Genomic DNA, 16,724 nt, shown 5'->3' with positions numbered 1-16,724 from the left:
TTCTCCGTCGCACCGCTCGTTCCCCTATTGCCGCACGCCGAATCAACCCTGCCCACAGGGAAGTCGCAGGTCACGCCTCTACCAACCGTAATAATTATTTTTCCGGTTTTGGCATTCGCATGCGTCCTACTCGCAACGGAATAATTTTCATTTACTTTGCGTACCTTGAGCCAGAGCATAAAAATGCCAATACCAGCCAACACCCTGACCCCTTTGAGCAAAGCGTTGATGCTGCGCCGGATGCTGCGCTCTTCCCCGGCCATGGCCACCCTCGGCCTCGCCCTGTCCCTGCCGCTGGCCGCCCAGGTGCAGGCCCAGGAGCAGGACTTCGACATCCCGGCCCAGTCGCTGGCCAGTGCCCTGCAAGAGCTGGGTCGCCAGGGCAACCTGCAGGTGCTGTTCAGCCCCGAGACCGTCCAGGGTCTGCGCAGCAGCCCGGTCAAGGGCCGCTTCTCGCCAACCCAGGCAGCTGGGGAGCTGCTCCGGAACAGCGGGATTCGCTACAGCGTGCAGGACAACACCCTGATCATCAGCGGTGCGGCAAAATCCGGGGCAGCCATGACTCTGGATGCCACCACCATCAATGGCCAGGTACTGGGCACCACCACCGAAGGCACCAATTCCTACACAACGGGCGCGGTGACCATTGGCAAGACCCCACAATCACTGCGTGAAACCCCACAGTCGGTGACCGTGGTCACCCGCAAGCTGATGGACGACAAGAACCTCACCACTCTTGACAAGGTACTCGCGCAGACCACGGGCATGACCCGCGCCAACCGCAACTTCGGCAACCATCGCTTCAGCTCCCGAGGTTTCGACCTGCATGACGAGAGCTACATGATCGATGGTGTTCCAGGTCAAGCGTACAGCCTGATCGGTGAATTCAAGCCAGACATGGCAATCTTCGATCGTGTCGAAGTGCTACGCGGCGCCGCAGGCCTGCTGGTAGGAGCGGGCAACCCTGGTGGTGCGGTTAACCTGGTGCGCAAGCGTCCGACCAGCGATCCGCGCTTCTCCATCATCACTCGCGCCGGTTCCTGGGATAACTACCGCATGGACCTGGACGGCAGCAGCAAGCTGAATGAATCAGGCACGATTCGCGGTCGCCTGGTGGCCGGTTACGAAGACCGTGGCTACTTCACCGACGGCACCAGCTCCAGAACGCCGCTGCTGTACGGCGTTGTCGACGCTGACATCACCGATGACACGACCGTGAGCCTCGGTCTGCGTCAACAGAAAGGCGATATTAGCGGCTACACCGTATACGGTCTGCCCAGCTATTCCGACGGCACCAACCCGCACCTCAAGCGCACCACCTCGTTGGCGCAGGACTGGAACAACCACAAGACCAACACAACCGAGGTGTTCGCCGACCTGGAGCACCGCTTCAACGACGATTGGAGTGCCAAGGTTTCGGTATCGCACTCCAAGAGCAATTACGACCAGCAACTGGCCTACGTTTCAGGTAGCATCGACCCGGCCACCAATACCGGCCCTCAACTCGACACCGCGATTTTTCGCAAGCTCGACTTCACTGCCAGTGGCATCGATGGCCATGTGGATGGCAAATTCGAAGCCTTCGGCCTGACTCACCAGGTGACCGTCGGTGCCAACTGGTCCGAGCAGAAGTACACCGACAAGGAAGACGATATTGCCCTGGGCGAACCCTTCGACGTGTTCAATCCCAATCGTCATCAGGTGCCCAAACCGGCCCGTACGGCCTGGGACTATGTGCTGGACACCACCGACAAGCGTGTAGGCACCTACCTCAACACCCGCCTGCATATGACCGAAGACCTGAGCCTGGTGCTCGGAGGACGACTGAGCTGGTATGACCTGCGTGTCGATGACAAGCTTGAGGGCACCACAACCAGCACGAAGCAGACCCGCGAATTCACCCCCTTTGCCGGTGTTATCTACGACCTGAACGATTACTGGTCGTGGTATGCCAGCTATGCCGATATCTTCCTGCCACAGAGTAACTACCGCAATGTCAGCGGTTCGGTGCTCGATCCGGCCATCGGCAGCAACTACGAAACCGGGATCAAGGGCGAACTGTTCGACAAGCAGCTGAACGTGTCCTTCGCCGTGTTCTACATCAAGCAGGAAGATGTGGCGGTGGAAGACTACGACAACGATGGCAAGTGCGTCGGTTTCCGCAACCGTTGCTACACCAACAGCTCGCTGCTGCGCAGCAAAGGCTTCGAGGCCGAAGCCAGTGGCGAACTGTTCACCGGCATGCAGGTTGCCGCTGGCTATACCTACAACACGACTCGCAGCGATGACGGCTCATCTGTCTCCTCGCAGACACCCAAGCATATGCTGCGCCTGTCCAGCAGCTACAACCTGCAAGGCGACTGGAACCGCCTGACCGTCGGCGGTGGCGTATCGGCTCAGACTGGCTACAACGACAAGGCCAACCTCGCCTCCAACAGTGGCCGGGCCATCTTCGATGCACGTGCGTCGTACAAGCTCGACCAGAACTGGACCTTGGCGCTTGACGTCGAGAACCTGCTGGACCGCAAGTACTTCGAAGCCACCGGTAACCCATCGCGGGGCTACGCCTACGGTGAGCCTCGTAGCTATGTAGTGACCCTGCGCGGCGACTTCTAAGCCCCGCCTGGCAACAACCGGCGCCCCCTCTCGAGGGGGCGCTGTACTTTCAGCGCCAGCCAGCGCCCCTGTTGTCTTTCCCCGCGCCTCACCGCACACTCGTCCCCGCCAGCCAGGAAGCGGAGTCCGCAGTGCCCACGCCACGCCAGTTCAGCAAGAAGACCAGCACCAGCAACATGCTGCGGCTCAAGTCCGGTGACGCCGGCAGCCAGCGTCCCTATCGCGTGGACTTCGTCCTGCTCGAGCACTTCTCCATGGCCAGCTTCACCGTGGCGATGGACGTGCTGGTCACCGCCAACCTGCTGCGCGCCGACAGTTTCACCTCCACCCCGCTGTCGCTGGCGGGCGATCGCGTGCTCAGCGACCTGGGCCTGGAGCTGGTGGCCAGCCCGCTCGAACCGCGCAGCCTGCAGGACCTCGACCTGCTGGTGATCTGCGGCGGCCTGCGCACACCGCTGAAATACCCCGACCTCGACCGCCTGCTGGCCGACTGCGCCAGCCACGGCATGACCCTCGCCGGGCTATGGAACGGCGCCTGGTTCCTCGGGCGTGCCGGGGTGCTCGACGACTACGGCTGCAGCGTGCACCCCGAGCAGCGCGCCAGCCTGGCCGAGATCAGCCCGCAGACGCGCATCACCCCGGCCAGCTTCACCCTCGACCGCGACCGCCTGAGCGCCGCCAGCCCCAACGGCGCCATGGAGCTGATGCTCGGCCTGGTGCGGCGGCTGTACGGCGATGCCCTGGCCGAAGGCGTCGAGGAGATCCTGTCGTTCTCCGGAGCGCGCTATCGCCAGGTCGGGCCCGGGGCGAAGAAGTCCATGAGCCTGCACCTGCGCACCATCGTCGAGCTGATGGAGAACAACCTCGAGGAAACCCTGAGCCTCGATCAGCTGGCCGTCTACTCCGGGCGCTCGCGGCGGCAGATCGACCGGCTGTTCCAGGCCCAGCTGGGCACCTCGCCCCGGCGTTACTACATGGAACTGCGCATCACCAAGAGCCGGCGGCTGCTGCAGTATTCGGACCTGTCGGTGATGGAGGTGGCGGTGGCCTGCGGGTTCGTCTCGGTGTCGCACTTCAGCAAGTGCTATGCGGCGTATTTTGGTTATCCGCCGTCGCGGGAGCAGCGGCTGGGCGAGTGATCCGGCCCCGCGACAGGGCCGGAGCAGGCAACGGATCACCCCTGCTCATCCAGCAACGCCTGAATCACCCGCTCCTGCCCCGCGTAATCCCCCTCGCCAAAGTGCACATGACGCACCTGCCCCTTGCGATCGACAAAGTAATGCGCCGGCCAGAACTGGTTGCCCCAGGCGTTCCAGATCCGATAGCCATTGTCCACCGCCACCGGGTACCCGATCCCCAACTGCTGCACCTGTGCCCGTACATTGCCCACATCGCGCTCATAGTCGTACTCCGGCGTGTGCACCCCGACCACCACCAGGCCCTGCTCGCCGTAGCGCCGCGCCCAGTCGTTGACATGGGGCAGGCTGCGCCGGCAGTTGATGCAGTCGTAGGTCCAGAAGTCCACCAGCACCACTTTGCCCTTGAGCGCCGGGCCATCCAGCGGCGGCGAGTTGAGCCATTGCTCGGCCCCCGCCAGCGACGGCATGGGACCGTAGCTGACGCGGGCCAGCAGGTGGCCAGCTAGGCCCAGTCCGAGCAGGGCCAGGGCCACGCCGCCGGCCTTGAGCAGGCGGCGCTTGTCGCGCGCCTTAGTTGTCATGGCAACCACTGGTGGCGTAGGAGCGATACTCGACACTCTGCGGCTTGCCTTGGGAATCGAGGTAGTCCATGCGGGTCTGCACCGGTCCGCAGGCATTGCTGCGCTCGTCCTTGACCGACAGCACCTTCTTGACGTCCAGCCGGTCGCCGTAGCGGTATTGCATCACGCTGGCGTCATTGAGCGAGCTGCTGCTGGCCTGGGCAGCCAGGGAGCCAAGGCCGAGCACGGCGAACAGGGCGGCGCTGGCGAGGGTCTTGATAGTCATGGCGTGTCTCCTGATACGAGGTCTTGTGTGGGGAGGCTTCACTCCCCGGTCGAGAGCCATTTCACGCCTGCCAGGTATCCCGCTTGTGTCCGCCCAGTGCCCTTCGTGCTTCTTCCTGTATCTGTGCCGCCAACAGATACACTGCAATACAAACCTGGGCAGGCAAGTCCGGATCCGCTCGGTACACTGCGCCCATTCCCCACGTACAAGGACATCCCGATGGAACACGCCGATCACATCCTGGTCGTCGACGACGACCGCGAGATCCGCGAACTGGTCGGCAACTACCTGAAGAAGAACGGCCTGCGCACCAGCATCGTTGCCGATGGCCGGCAGATGCGCGCCTTCCTGGAAAACAACGCCGTCGACCTGATCGTCCTCGACATCATGATGCCCGGCGACGACGGCCTGCTGCTGTGCCGCGAACTGCGCGCCGGCAAGCACCGCAACACGCCGGTGCTGATGCTCACCGCGCGCAACGACGAGACCGACCGCATCATCGGCCTGGAGATGGGCGCCGACGACTACCTGACCAAGCCGTTCTCCGCCCGCGAGCTGCTGGCGCGGATCAACGCCGTGCTGCGCCGCACGCGCATGCTGCCGCCGAACCTCACCATCAGCGAAAGCAGCCGGCTGATCGCCTTCGGCCAATGGCGCCTGGACACCACCGCCCGCCACCTGCTCGACAACGAAGGCACCCTGGTGGCGCTGTCGGGCGCCGAGTACCGCCTGCTGCGGGTATTCCTCGACCATCCGCAGCGGGTGCTCAGCCGCGAACAGCTGCTCAACCTCACCCAGGGCCGCGAGGCGGACATTTTCGACCGCTCCATCGACCTGCTGGTCAGCCGCCTGCGCCAGCGCCTGGGTGACGACGCCCGCGAACCCACCTGCATCAAGACCGTGCGCAGCGAGGGCTACGTGTTCTCGCTGCAGGTACAGCTGCTGGAGTCGCCGGCATGAAATGGCCGCGCACCCTGGCCTCGCGCCTGGCCCTGATCTTCTTCACCGGGCTGGTGCTGGCCTACGGCCTGTCGTTCAGCCTGCAAGCCTACGAACGTTTTATCAGCAGCCGCTCGATGATGCTCAGCAACCTGGAGCTGGACGTCTCGACCTCGGTGGCCATCCTCGACCGCCTGCCCGCCGCCGAACGGCCGGCCTGGCTGTCGCGCCTGGAGCGGCGCACCTACCGCTACCGCCTGGACGGCGGCCTGCCCGGCGAAGCCATGCCCAGCGCCGACCCACCCATGGCCGCCGAATCCATCGTCAAGGCCATCGGCGACCGCTACGCCCTGACCTTCCAGGAGATTCCCGGCCCCAACGCGCACTTCCAGGCCCACCTGCGCCTGGCCGACGGCGCGCCGCTGACCATCGACGTCACCCCCGCCCCGGTACCGGTGGCCACCTGGCTGCCGGTGGTGCTGCTGATCCAGCTGGCGGTGCTGCTGGCCTGTACCTGGCTGGCGGTGCGCCTGGCCATCGGCCCGCTGACCCGCCTGGTCCAGGCGGTGGACAACCTCGATCCGAACAGCCCCGGCCCGCAGTTGGACGAAAGCGGCCCGCGCGAGGTGCGCTACGCCGCCGTGGCCTTCAACGCGCTGCAGGCGCGCATCGGCGCCTACCTCAAGGAACGCATGCAGCTGCTCGCTGCCATCTCCCATGACCTGCAGACGCCGATCACGCGCATGAAGCTGCGCGTCGAGCAGATGGACGACGGCCACGAGAAGGACAAGCTGGCGCACGACCTGGACGCCATGGAGCACCTGGTGCGCGAAGGCGTGGCCTATGCCCGCAGCATGGACAGCGGCACCGAGGCGCCATGCCGGGTCAACCTCGACGCCTTCCTCGACAGCCTGGTGTTCGACTACCAGGACAGCGGCGCCCGGGTGGACCGCCACGGCAGCGCCCAGGCTACCCTGCAAACCCGCCCCCATGCCCTGCGCCGGGTACTGGTTAACCTGGTGGACAATGCCCTCAAGTTCGCCGGCGCCGCGCAGCTCGAGGTGGGCTGCGAGAACGGCGTGACATTGATCCGTGTGCTCGATGATGGCCCGGGGATTCCCGAGGCGGAGCTCGACGACGTGCTAAAACCGTTCTACCGGGTCGAAGGCTCGCGCAACCGCAGCACTGGCGGCACCGGACTGGGGCTGGCGATCGCCCAGCAACTGACCCAGGCCATGGGCGGCAGCCTGACCTTGCGCAACCGCGCCGAAGGCGGGCTGTGCGCGCAGGTCGAGCTGCGCTGAAGCCACAACCGCGGTCTCATACAGGGATTGCGCAAAGCTTGGGGAGCGGCGACAACAAAGCAAGATCGTTCAAGCCACCCTCGGAGCTGTCTGTCATGCTGGCCTGCCCTGTCGATTCGTTGTCGTTCCCATGTCCAGCCCTCCGCTCGCCCGCCACGCCTTTCTCCATGGCGCCATCGCCATCCTGCCGCTGTCCCTGGCCGTCGCGCCCTGGGGCCTGCTGGCCGGCTCCATGGCCATCGAAGCCAACCTCAGCGCCTGGCAAGGCCAGGGCCTGTCGGCCATTGTCTTCGCCGGTGCCGCGCAACTGGTGGCCATCGGCATGCTCAAGGGCGGCGCCAACCTGCTGTCGATCCTGCTCACCACCCTGCTGCTGACCTCGCAGCACCTGCTCTACGGGCTGTCCATGCGCCCGGTGATGTCCGGCTTGCCGACCCGCTGGCGCCTGGGCCTGGGCTTTCTGCTCACCGACGAGTTCTTCGCCCTGACCAGCCACCACGACCAGCAGCAGTTCAACCGCTGGTACGCCCTTGGGGTCGGCCTGACCTTCTACGTGGCCTGGAACCTGTTCACCCTCGCCGGCATCATCCTCGGCCAGAACATTCCACATCTGGACCAGCTGGGCCTGGACTTCTCCATCGTCGCCACCTTCGTTGCGCTGATCGCGCCGCTGGTGCGCAACCTGCCGACCGTGGTGTGCGTGGCGGTGTCGCTGTTCTGCTCGGTGCTGTTCAGCTACTGGCACTGGGAAACTGCCCTGGTGGCAGCCGGCCTGCTGGGCATGGCCGCCGGGTTCGTCTGCCAGAAATTCTCCGGAGGCCGCTCATGATCTGGCTGCTGATCGTCGCCATGGGCGCGGTGGTGTTTCTCAACCGCTACGCCTTCCTCGAACCACGCCTGCCGCTGCGCCTGAGCTCCAACGCGCGGCAGTTCCTCGGCTTCGCCGTGCCCGGCATGCTCACCGCAATCTGCGGGCCGATCATCTTCCTGCCCGGCCACCAGCTTGAGTTGAGCCCGCTCAACCCTTACCTGCTCGGCTCGGTGGTGGCGATCGCCCTGGTGCTGTTGACCCGCAGCGTATTGCTGAGCATGCTGGCGAGCATGCTGATCTTCTTCCTTCTGCGCAGCTGGCTGGCATGAGCACGCCCCTGCGCGAACAGGCCCACCTGTGGCAGGCGCCCGCCCTCGGCGACGTCGAGATGCTGCACGCCCGCTACATCCAGCAGCGCTTCGCCCCACATGTGCACGAAGGCTACGTGTTCACCGTGATCGAGTCCGGCGCTCAGCGTTTCTGGCACCGCGGCAGCGAGCATTTGGCGCCGGTGGGCAGCATGGTGCTGATCAATCCCGACGAACTGCACACCGGCGCCACCGCCCACGAGGCCGGCTGGCGCTACCGTGGCTTCTACCCTGAGCACGAGCGGGTCAGCGGCGTGCTCGACGAACTGGAGCTTGGCCGCCACGGCCTGCCCCGGTTCAAGGACAGCGTGATCCAGGACCCGGCCCTGGCCGCCGCCTTCAGCCAGCTGCACAAGCTGTCCGAGTCCTGCGCCAGCGCCCTGGAGCAGCAGACCGCCTGGCGCCAGGCGGTACTGGCGCTGGTGCAACGCCATGGCCACTGCGCCGAACCCGCCGCCCCCGGCAACGAGCCACTGGCCGTGGCTCGTGCCCGCGAGCTGCTGGAGAGCCAACTGGCCGAGCCGCCCTCGCTGGAAGCCCTGGCGGCGGCGGTGAACCTGTCGCCGTTCCACTTCGCCCGGGTGTTCCGCCAGGCCACCGGCCTGCCGCCCCACGCCTGGCTCAAGCAGCGCCGCCTGGCCCGCGCCCGCGAGCTGCTGCGCAGCGGCCTGCCGGCACTGGAGGTCGCCGTGACCCTGGGCTTCGCCGACCAGAGCCACCTCAGCCGCCAGTTCAAGCAGGCCTATGGCGTTACGCCGGGGGCCTATCGCCAGGCCTGTCTGGGCCTGTAGCCGCGCCACGGTTCCAGGCCCCTGGCGTGGTGCCGGTCATGCCGCGGAAGAAGGCAATGAACGCACTGTCGCTGGCGAACCCCAGGTCGTCGGCGATAGCGCCCAGTGGCCGCTGCAATGCCAGCTGCTCCAGCGCACGCAACAGCCGCCACTGCTGGCGCCATTGCTGATAGGACATGCCAGTGTCCCGGCGCAGCAGGCGGCTGATGGTCTTCTCGCTGGCACCGACTTGTTGCGCCAGTTCACCCAACGCCGGCGGCAGGCGCTCGAGTCGCTCGACCAACCCGGCCAGGCGCCTATCGCCAGGCAATGGCAGGAACATCGGTTGGTGAGGTGCAAGGCGCAACTCACCCAGACACAGCGCCAGCAAATGCGTTTGGTCGCCTTGGTCCCAGGCCGTGTCGAACGGCGCCTGGGCGATGCGTTCGAGCAGTTCGCGCAGCATCGGGTTGACGCTGATGATCGTCACCTCGTCGGGCAGCCCCACGCTGAGCGCGGTGCTGAAGTAGAGCGAGCGATAGTCCACCGTTTCGCGCATGCGCGCGCGGTGCTCCAGCCCTGCCGGAATCCACGCTGCCTGGGTCGGCGGCAACAGGCACAGGCGCCCGGGCGTCTGGATACGCACGCAGCCCTGACGGGTGAACAGCAGCTGTCCGCGGCCATGCCGGTGGCGCCCGGAGTCGTGGTCGCCCAGGGCCGAGCAGATGCCCACTACCGACGCATCGAATGCATCGGGATCGAAGTGGGCGTCGGGGGCTAACCAGGCCATGGCAGTAATTGTCCGATTTCAACGATAGATCAGCAGAGTCGCGATAATAGCCCACGGCACAACGTCCCTACCATGACCATTCGTTTGTGCTGCAAGGCGTTCACTCCCATGCTTTCCCGTTCCTGGTTGGCCCTGGCCACCGCCCTGCTGATGTTTCCTCAGGTTGCCGAAACCCTCTACAGCCCTGCCCTGGTCTCCTTGGCCGAAGCATTCGCCGTCAGCCCTGCCCAAGCTTCGCTGACCCTGTCGCTGTATTTTGTCGCCTTTGCCGCCGGGGTGCTGGCCTGGGGGCGTGCCTGCGACCTGTGGGGGCGGCGCCCGACCATGCTTGCCGGGCTACTGCTCTACGCTGGTGCAGCACTGGCAGCGCTGCTGGCGACCGACTTCAGCCAACTGCTGCTGGCGCGGATCGTGGCGGCGTTCGCCGCAGCGGTGGGCTCCGTGGTGACCCAGACCGTCCTGCGCGATCGCCATGCCGGCCCTGATCTGGCCCGGGTGTTCTCGCTGATCGGCGTATGCCTGGCGCTCAGCCCGGCGCTGGGGCTGGTCAGCGGTGCCTGGCTGGACCGGCTGTTCGGCTATCACGGCGTACTCGCCAGCCAGTTGCTGATGGCCGCGCTGCTGCTCGCCTGGAGCTGGCGTGGCCTGCCCGAGACACGCCCCGCCACGCAGGCAACGCCCGCGTTCGGTCAGGTGCTGCGGCGCCTGCTGCGTGACCGTCGTGTGCTGTTGGCCAGCGCCCTGGTGGCGGTGTTCAACATCAGTGTGTTCAGTTGGTACAGCTTGGCGCCGTTTGTTTTCGAGCGCCTCGGTGCCAGCCCGTGGATGGGCTACTCCGGCGCGGCGCTGGCGCTCGGCTCGCTGCTGGGCGCGCGCCTCAATGCATGGTTGCTGCAACGCGGGGTGGCCATGGCGTGCCTGATGCGCCTGGCGTGCCTGCTCGACCTGCTGGCGGCGCTGGCACTGTTGGGGCTGGGCGACAGCCTGTGGACGGTGCTGGCCATGGCCTTGGTGATGTTCGCCTTCGCCATGGCGATTCCGCTGGTGCTGGGCTCGGCGCTGGTCGACTACGCCGACTGCCGTGGCACGGCGGGTGCGTTGTTCGGCTTGTTCTACTACCTGCAGATCGGAGCGGGACTGCTGCTGGCGGGTGCTTGCCAGGCTATGGGGGGGACGCTGTTTGTCTGTGCGATGGCGGCCTGGGCACTGGCCATCGGCTACGAGCAGCCTGGCCGGGCGCTGCTACACTCAAGGGGCTGAATGGAGGATCGCGTCATGTCCGAACGAGAAATCACCACGCTCCTGTCGCTGATGAGCCAGCGCCAGGCCTGCCTGAGCAGTGCCTGCAAGGAGATCGCCGACTGGATCGACCGCCAGGGCGATGTGCCTGCCGCCGGGAAGATCCGCGCCAGCCTGAAGGCGCTGGAGGCCGAGGATGCGCAAGTGCGCAAGACCCTGACTTCGCTGAACATCGAGCGGCCGCTGCCACGTTTTCGTAGCTGACCGCCGAAAACCATCGCGGGTCAAGCCCGCTCCCACCGATCGCGTGGAAGCGGGCTTGACCCGAGATGGTGGCTGTATCAGTGGTTCATGTGCATATGGTCATGCCCGCCGCCAGCCTCGGCGTTGAGCGCACGCACCGGCGCCTGCACCTGCAGGGTTTCCTTGGCGCCCTTGGCATCCTCGATGGTCAGGGTCAGCGGCACCTGCTCGCCTTCCTTCACCTGCTGGTTCAGGCCCATCAGCATCACGTGGTAGCCGTTCGGGTCCAACTTCACCGCCTTGCCCGCCGGCAGATCGACCGCCTTCACTTCACGCATGCCCATCACATCGCCGTTCATGGTCATCTCGTGCACCTGCACGGTCTTGGCCACGGGCGAGGCGACGCTCACCAGCTTGCTGTCGCTGCTGGCGGTCAGGGTCATGAAGGCGCCGGTCGACTGCTGGTGCGGCACGCTGGCGCGGACCCAGGCGTCGCTCACGGTGGTCTGGGCGAAAGCCGGCAGGGCCATGCCCAGCAGGGCCAGGGCGGCCAGGCCGCGTTTGATCGGTTGCATCGACATTCAGCAGATCTCCATCAGGGTGACCAGATCTTCGGCGCATTCCTTGGCATTCAGGGAATGGCCCAGGCTCAGGCGCAGGGTGCCACGCGTATCGTAGACGTAGCTGGTGGATGAGTGAGAGATGGTATAGGTGTCGCCGGCCGGGACCTTTTCGTAGAACACCTTGAACTCGCGGGCCACCTCGGCGATTTCCTCGGGGGTGCCGGTCAGGGCGACGATCGACGGGTCGAAGGCCTTGGCGTAGGCGTCGAGCACCTCGGGGGTGTCGCGCTCCGGGTCCAGGGTGATGAATACCGGCTGGAACAGCTCGCGGTCACGGCCCCTGAGGATCTTCCTGATCTGGACGATCCGCGCCAGCGCGGTCGGGCAGACCGCCGGGCACTGGGTGAAGCCGAAGAAGATCATCGGCATCGAGCCGTAGAAGCTCGACAGGGTGCGCTCGTTGCCTTGAGTGTCCTTGAGCTTGAATTTGCGCCCTAGGATCTCGTTGCTCATGTTCTTGCCGTACTTGAAATCCAGACCCCGGGCCGGGTTGCAACCCGCCAGCAGGCCAAGCCCCAGTACGCCCATCCCGGCGACAACCGCGCGCCGGGTCAACAGATCATTCATGGAACCATCCTTTACAGGGAAGGTGCCGACCCCTGGGATGGGCCGGCCAGAAAACCGGGGCATTCTGTCACGCTCCCCCCGCACCATCCACCCGACATCCGACCAATCGGGCTGCAGCCCTTTGTTTACGGGGCGCGACCGGTTGTCGCAGGGGTTGAATCCGTAACACTTTGTTGCTAGGGGTCAATGCACACACCTGAAAAGCATCGCGGGGCAAGCCCGCTCCCACGCTGTGCCCCAGGTATGCCCTAGGCGTGGGAGCGGGCTTGCCCCGCGATTGGAAAGACGCCTTAGTAGTAGGCGTTTTCCTTCTGGCTGTGGTCGGTCACGTCACGTACGCCCTTGAGCTCCGGAATGCGCTCGAGCAGGGTGCGCTCGATGCCTTCCTTCAACGTCACGTCGGCCTGGCCGCAGCCCTGGCAGCCACCGCCGAACTGCAGCACGGCGATGCCGTCGTCGACCACGTCCACCAGGCTCACGGCGCCGCCGTGGCTGGCCAGGCCGGGGTTGATCTCGGTCTGCAGGTAGTAGTTGATACGCTCGTTGATCGGGCTGTCTTCGTTGACCATCGGCACCTTGGCGTTCGGCGCCTTGATGGTCAGCTGGCCGCCCATGCGGTCGGTGGCGTAATCGACCAGCGCGTCCTCGAGGAACGGCACGCTGACCGCGTCGAGGTAGGCGGTGAAGCTCTTCAGGCCCACCGGCTGGTCGTCGGGCTTCTCCTCGCCTGGCTTGCAGTAGGCGATGCAGGTCTCGGCGTAGGTGGTGCCCGGCTGGGTGATGAAGATACGGATGCCGATGCCAGGCGTGTTCTGCTTGGAGAGCAGATCGGCCAGGTAATCATGGGCGGCGTCGGTAATGGTTATAGCGCTCATGGAAGTTCCTCACAGACTTGCCGGCAGTGTACGCCAACCCGGCCCTCGAACAAAGTCCTAGTATTTGACTCGGGATAGCACCAGCGCAGGCTCCACGGCGCCACGCCCCGCGAATCCGGCCTTGAGCCGCCCGTACAGGCCACGCTCCAGCCAGTGGTAACTAAGCCACGACATTAGTCCGATTGACGGTACGCACAAGGCGAATACCAGGTACGGGTTCAAGTACAGGTGTTCGCTGGCGAATAGCCCGCCGTACAGCACCAGCACATGCACCAGGTACACCGAATAGGAGCAATCGCCCAGCGCCTTGAGCACTCGGTTGCCCTTGAAGTAGCGCTCCAGGGCGATGAACGCCAGTACCACCAGGGCGCTGGGCAGGCCCCAGTGCAACAGGCGTTGCGAGGCGTCCAGGTGATACAGCGCATACCCCGCCACACCCAGCAGCCCCAATGGCAGCCACAGGCCCTGGCGAATCAGCCCGCGGCGGTACAGCACGCCCAGGCCGATGCCCAGCAGGAACTCGTAGACGATGTCGTTGCTGTAGAAGCGGCTGAGCACGCCGAGGCGGGCCAGCACCTCGCTGACCAGCAGCAGCGCCCCCGTCACCAGCAGCAGGTGATGGCGCTGGCGCACCAGGAACGCCAGGCCGAACAGCAGGTAGAAGAACATCTCGAAGTTCAGCGTCCAGCCGACGTTGAGGGTCGGGTACAGGCCGTAGCCGCCCGGATTCTCCGCCGGGATGAACAGCAGCGACAGCAGCAGGTGCTGCCATTCGAACACCTGGTGCGGCATCCAGCGGCTGGCGACCAGCATCAGCGCGGCCATCAGCAGGGTGTAGAACCAGTAGGCAGGCACGATGCGCAGGACGCGATTGAGCAGGAACTGCGCGGGCGCGATGTCCTTGTCGCGGGTCGAAAGGTAGATCACCAGGCCGCTGATGACGAAGAAAATGTCCACCCCTACCGCGCCGCGATCGGCGAGCAGTTGGCCGACAGGGCCGGTAGCGTTGAAGTCGAAGAAGATCTGCATGAAGTGGTGGCAGACCACCACCCAGGCGGCGAATGCCCGGAGAGCCTGAAGCGAGTACAGCATGAAAAACCCTGCGATCGTCGATGCATTGAGGCCCGGCGAGCGCTTCGCGCTCGTTTCGCCGGCAAGTCGGCTCCCACTGGGATAGCGCACGTCTGTGGGAGCCGGCTTGCCGGCGATGGGCTGCAAAGCAGCGCCAGGGCCTACCCATCGATTCCGACCGCATGGGTGCCGAAAAGATCAGGCCAACCGATCAGAGGTTCTCGTAGCGGTTCATGTCCAGCACGCCGGCCTCTACCGGCTCGGTTTCCTTGATGTAGCTGTTCAGGTCATGGAAGTAGCGCCAGAACTCGGGGTGGCTGCGGCGAACGCCCCAGCGCATGACGATGCGCTCGAACTTCGCCGTGTCGTCCCGCGCCGCCTCCATGTCCTCGACGAACTCCGGCACATCGGCCACCGGGATGTTGAAGATGAAGTTGGGATAGCTGCTGAGCACGCCCGGGTACAGGGTCAACGTGTCCAGCCCCGGCTGGTAACGGTAGGCCTCGCCAAGCAGGAACGCCACGTTGCTGTGCGCGCGATTGCGCAGCAGGCTGTAGACCTGGCGCTGGCCGCCCTGCCCTTCGATGCGCAGCATGGTCGCCTCGGGCAGTTGCCCGATCACCTTGAGCCCTGCCGCCGGGCGCGACACCAGGCGGCTCAGCGACTGCTCGGCGTCACGGAACTCCGTGGGCAGGCCGGACCGCGAGCAATAGGCGCCCTGGCAGCGGTTGATCGGATCCGGCGCGGCGTTCAGGCTGCCGGTGCGTTGCAGCAGCTTGAGGCCGAAGTCGCGTTTGGGATCGTGCTTGTCCAATTTCAGCGCGCTCGGAGTGCTGGTGTCGATGTCCTCGTAGTCCATCCACATCTTCACCTTGCCGCTGTTCTGGTACCAGTCGCCGAGGATCTCGCCACGCTTGCCCGCAGGCATCAGGCGCAGGAAGTTGATCTCGGCGCCGTTGCGGATCAGGTCGAAGTACAGCCGTGTCTGCAACTGGTGCGAGACATTGCCGAACACATCGAAGTTCACCGCCAGCTGATAGTAGGTGCGCTCGAACAGCGGGTAGTCGAACAGCCACATGGTCAGCGGCACGTCACCGATCAGGCCCTTGGTCACCGAGGCGCTGTCGAAGTGGCGGAAAATGCTCAGCAGTGCGTTGTCGTTGCCGGCCCACAGGGTCGACCAGCTTGGCGCCGGCTGCTCGGCATAGGCTTCACGACGCAGCGCCTCGTACTCGTTGCGCTTGTCGCGGTAGGCGTGCCACAGGCTCAGCACGCTGCCAACGTCATCGATCTGCCCGGGCATCGCAAGCAACGGCGTGGCCTCGCCCCGGTACTTGGCGTCGGTGATGTACAGGTCGTGGGCCGGCTCCTGGAACAGCGCCCAGAAGTTGTCGCGGATCACGTCGGTGGCGATCTGCCCGCGGCACACCGGGCCGCGAATGAAGGTGCGGACGAAGTACTCGGCGTTGTCCAGCATGAACTGGTAGCGGGCCACCGCCGGGATCGCCTCGAAGGTCTCGAACGGGTTGGCGCGGTGGCGCGGGCCATAGCCGGGCAGCGACGAGGCATGCCAGTCGCCGCTGTAGAACAGCTGCTTGACCCGCTTGAGCTTCTGCGGCCCCATCGGGTAAGTGATGTGGGTCTTGTGGACGATCACGCCCTGCACCGGAATCAGCCGGTAGTAGAAATCGGTGCCCGGCGGGTCGTTGGGCCGGCGGGTGGCGATCAGGTCCACCGGCTGGCCGCTCGGCGTGCGCGAGCGCACCCATTGGAAGAAGTGTCCGGGCTCACCGCCGACGAAGTGGATGTGCGCGAGGAACAGGTGCTCGTACAGCCAGCGGCCGACCAGCGCCTCGGTAGAGCCCGGGCGGTTGAGCAGCTCTTCCCAGTCGGCGATCTGCTTCGCCTCGACCGCGCTGGGCTGGATTGGCGTCTTTTCGACCGGAGCCCCGGCTGCCAACCAACGCTGCAGGGTCTGATACTCCTGGTCGGTCAGGCCGGTGACCGCCAGCGGCATGCCCTCTTTCGGGTGGGCGCCGGCGTAGGCGTCGAACTCGTGGGGCAGCGGGCACATGTTGTTGCGGTTGAGCCCCAGGACGATCTCTTCGGGCAGCTTGGCATTGGGCGTGAGCGGGGTCTTGTGGCCCAGTTCGAGCATGCGCGCCATCAACGCCGCCTGGCTGCCCTGCTTGTCCAGCACCGAGTAGAAACCCTGCTTGCGCCAGCCGGCTTCGTCGCGGGCATCGTAGAACAGCCGCGTGGTGGGCACCGCCTGGCTGCGTTCGCCTTGGTAGACCGGCACCTTGGAAGCGCCGCGTTCGGCGCCCTCGGCGCTGCCCAGGTTGAGTTGGCAGGCTGCATCGTTGCAGGCGTGGCAGGCCACGCACTTCTCGGTGAAGATCGGTTGGATATCCCGGGTGTATGAAATCGTCGGGCTCGATTGGGGGGCCTGCCCGAACGCCGCGCCACTGAGGAGCAGGGCGAAGGCGCTGGCAAGTATGCGATGCAACATGTGCCGAATGT

Annotated in this window: 17 protein-coding genes; 9 read left to right on the top strand and 8 right to left on the bottom strand. The window is 65.4% G+C overall.

What is annotated here, in order from left to right; all coding sequences use genetic code 11:
- The first annotated feature begins 183 nt into the window (after positions 1–183).
- Both AC25M7_RS14980 and AC25M7_RS14975 read left to right on the top strand, forming a co-directional pair.
- Positions 184–2,616: a TonB-dependent siderophore receptor gene (locus AC25M7_RS14980; protein WP_069017620.1), complete on the top strand. Its 2,433-nt coding sequence runs from the start codon at positions 184–186 to the stop codon at positions 2,614–2,616.
- 131 nt (positions 2,617–2,747) lie between these two features.
- Complete coding sequence (locus AC25M7_RS14975) at positions 2,748–3,755, top strand: GlxA family transcriptional regulator (RefSeq protein ID WP_028690729.1); 1,008 nt, start codon at positions 2,748–2,750, stop codon at positions 3,753–3,755.
- A 35-nt stretch (positions 3,756–3,790) separates the two neighbouring features.
- On the opposite strand, the gene AC25M7_RS14970 is transcribed toward AC25M7_RS14975, so the two are convergent.
- Together AC25M7_RS14970 and AC25M7_RS14965 are read right to left on the bottom strand one after the other, a co-directional pair.
- Positions 3,791–4,306 (bottom strand): thioredoxin family protein, encoded by a 516-nt coding sequence (locus tag AC25M7_RS14970; protein ID WP_486971243.1) that lies wholly within the window; start codon positions 4,304–4,306, stop codon positions 3,791–3,793.
- A 19-nt stretch (positions 4,307–4,325) separates the two neighbouring features.
- Positions 4,326–4,601, bottom strand: a complete 276-nt coding sequence (locus AC25M7_RS14965; protein WP_028690727.1) for a DUF2790 domain-containing protein — start codon at positions 4,599–4,601, stop codon at positions 4,326–4,328.
- Between the two features lie 219 nt (positions 4,602–4,820).
- On the opposite strand from AC25M7_RS14965, the gene AC25M7_RS14960 reads away from it, so the two are divergent.
- From AC25M7_RS14960 to AC25M7_RS14940, 5 genes are all read left to right on the top strand, one after another.
- Positions 4,821–5,561 carry a response regulator gene (locus AC25M7_RS14960; RefSeq protein WP_069017621.1) on the top strand — a complete coding sequence of 247 codons (741 nt, stop codon included), beginning with the start codon at positions 4,821–4,823 and terminating at the stop codon, positions 5,559–5,561.
- The gene (locus tag AC25M7_RS14955; RefSeq protein WP_028690725.1) at positions 5,558–6,844 is read left to right on the top strand and encodes a sensor histidine kinase; all 1,287 of its coding nucleotides are present in this window, start codon (positions 5,558–5,560) and stop codon (positions 6,842–6,844) included. Before AC25M7_RS14960 ends, AC25M7_RS14955 begins: the two co-directional genes overlap by 4 nt.
- Before the next feature lie 130 nt (positions 6,845–6,974).
- Positions 6,975–7,673: an AzlC family ABC transporter permease gene (locus AC25M7_RS14950; RefSeq protein WP_028690724.1), complete on the top strand. Its 699-nt coding sequence runs from the start codon at positions 6,975–6,977 to the stop codon at positions 7,671–7,673.
- Complete coding sequence (locus AC25M7_RS14945) at positions 7,670–7,984, top strand: AzlD domain-containing protein (RefSeq protein WP_062363273.1); 315 nt, start codon at positions 7,670–7,672, stop codon at positions 7,982–7,984. The genes AC25M7_RS14950 and AC25M7_RS14945 overlap by 4 nt, the downstream gene beginning before the upstream one ends.
- Positions 7,981–8,814, top strand: coding sequence for an AraC family transcriptional regulator (locus AC25M7_RS14940; protein WP_028690722.1), 834 nt, complete (start codon positions 7,981–7,983; stop codon positions 8,812–8,814). Before AC25M7_RS14945 ends, AC25M7_RS14940 begins: the two co-directional genes overlap by 4 nt.
- Here AC25M7_RS14940 and AC25M7_RS14935 read toward each other — a convergent pair.
- Positions 8,774–9,583, bottom strand: a complete 810-nt coding sequence (locus tag AC25M7_RS14935; protein ID WP_051555678.1) for an AraC family transcriptional regulator — start codon at positions 9,581–9,583, stop codon at positions 8,774–8,776. The two genes, AC25M7_RS14940 and AC25M7_RS14935, sit on opposite strands and share 41 nt — an antisense overlap.
- Positions 9,584–9,691: 108 nt before the next feature.
- Here AC25M7_RS14935 and AC25M7_RS14930 point away from each other — a divergent pair, with 108 nt between their 5' ends.
- Positions 9,692–10,843, top strand: coding sequence for an MFS transporter (locus tag AC25M7_RS14930; protein ID WP_486971194.1), 1,152 nt, complete (start codon positions 9,692–9,694; stop codon positions 10,841–10,843).
- A 15-nt stretch (positions 10,844–10,858) separates the two neighbouring features.
- Positions 10,859–11,086, top strand: coding sequence for a hypothetical protein (locus tag AC25M7_RS14925; protein ID WP_023630605.1), 228 nt, complete (start codon positions 10,859–10,861; stop codon positions 11,084–11,086).
- Positions 11,087–11,163: 77 nt separating this feature from the next.
- Here the strand turns inward: AC25M7_RS14925 and AC25M7_RS14920 are convergent, their stop codons facing one another.
- The 5 genes from AC25M7_RS14920 to AC25M7_RS14900 form a co-directional block, all read right to left on the bottom strand.
- On the bottom strand, positions 11,164–11,646 hold the full coding sequence (locus AC25M7_RS14920) for a copper chaperone PCu(A)C (protein ID WP_028690720.1): 483 nt from the start codon (positions 11,644–11,646) through the stop codon (positions 11,164–11,166).
- The gene (locus AC25M7_RS14915; RefSeq protein ID WP_028690719.1) at positions 11,647–12,255 is read right to left on the bottom strand and encodes an SCO family protein; all 609 of its coding nucleotides are present in this window, start codon (positions 12,253–12,255) and stop codon (positions 11,647–11,649) included.
- Positions 12,256–12,545: 290 nt separating this feature from the next.
- Complete coding sequence (gene nfuA / locus AC25M7_RS14910) at positions 12,546–13,130, bottom strand: Fe-S biogenesis protein NfuA (protein ID WP_023630602.1); 585 nt, start codon at positions 13,128–13,130, stop codon at positions 12,546–12,548.
- Positions 13,131–13,187: 57 nt separating this feature from the next.
- Positions 13,188–14,222 (bottom strand): acyltransferase family protein, encoded by a 1,035-nt coding sequence (locus AC25M7_RS14905; protein WP_486971193.1) that lies wholly within the window; start codon positions 14,220–14,222, stop codon positions 13,188–13,190.
- A gap of 190 nt (positions 14,223–14,412) precedes the next feature.
- Positions 14,413–16,713 (bottom strand): fatty acid cis/trans isomerase, encoded by a 2,301-nt coding sequence (locus tag AC25M7_RS14900; RefSeq protein WP_028690717.1) that lies wholly within the window; start codon positions 16,711–16,713, stop codon positions 14,413–14,415.
- Positions 16,714–16,724 lie beyond the last annotated feature (11 nt).

It is taken from the genome of Pseudomonas sp. P106(2024) (assembly GCF_057480815.1).
The sequence above is the reverse complement of the archived record's forward strand: the minus strand, read 5'-3'. Positions and strand labels throughout refer to the sequence as shown.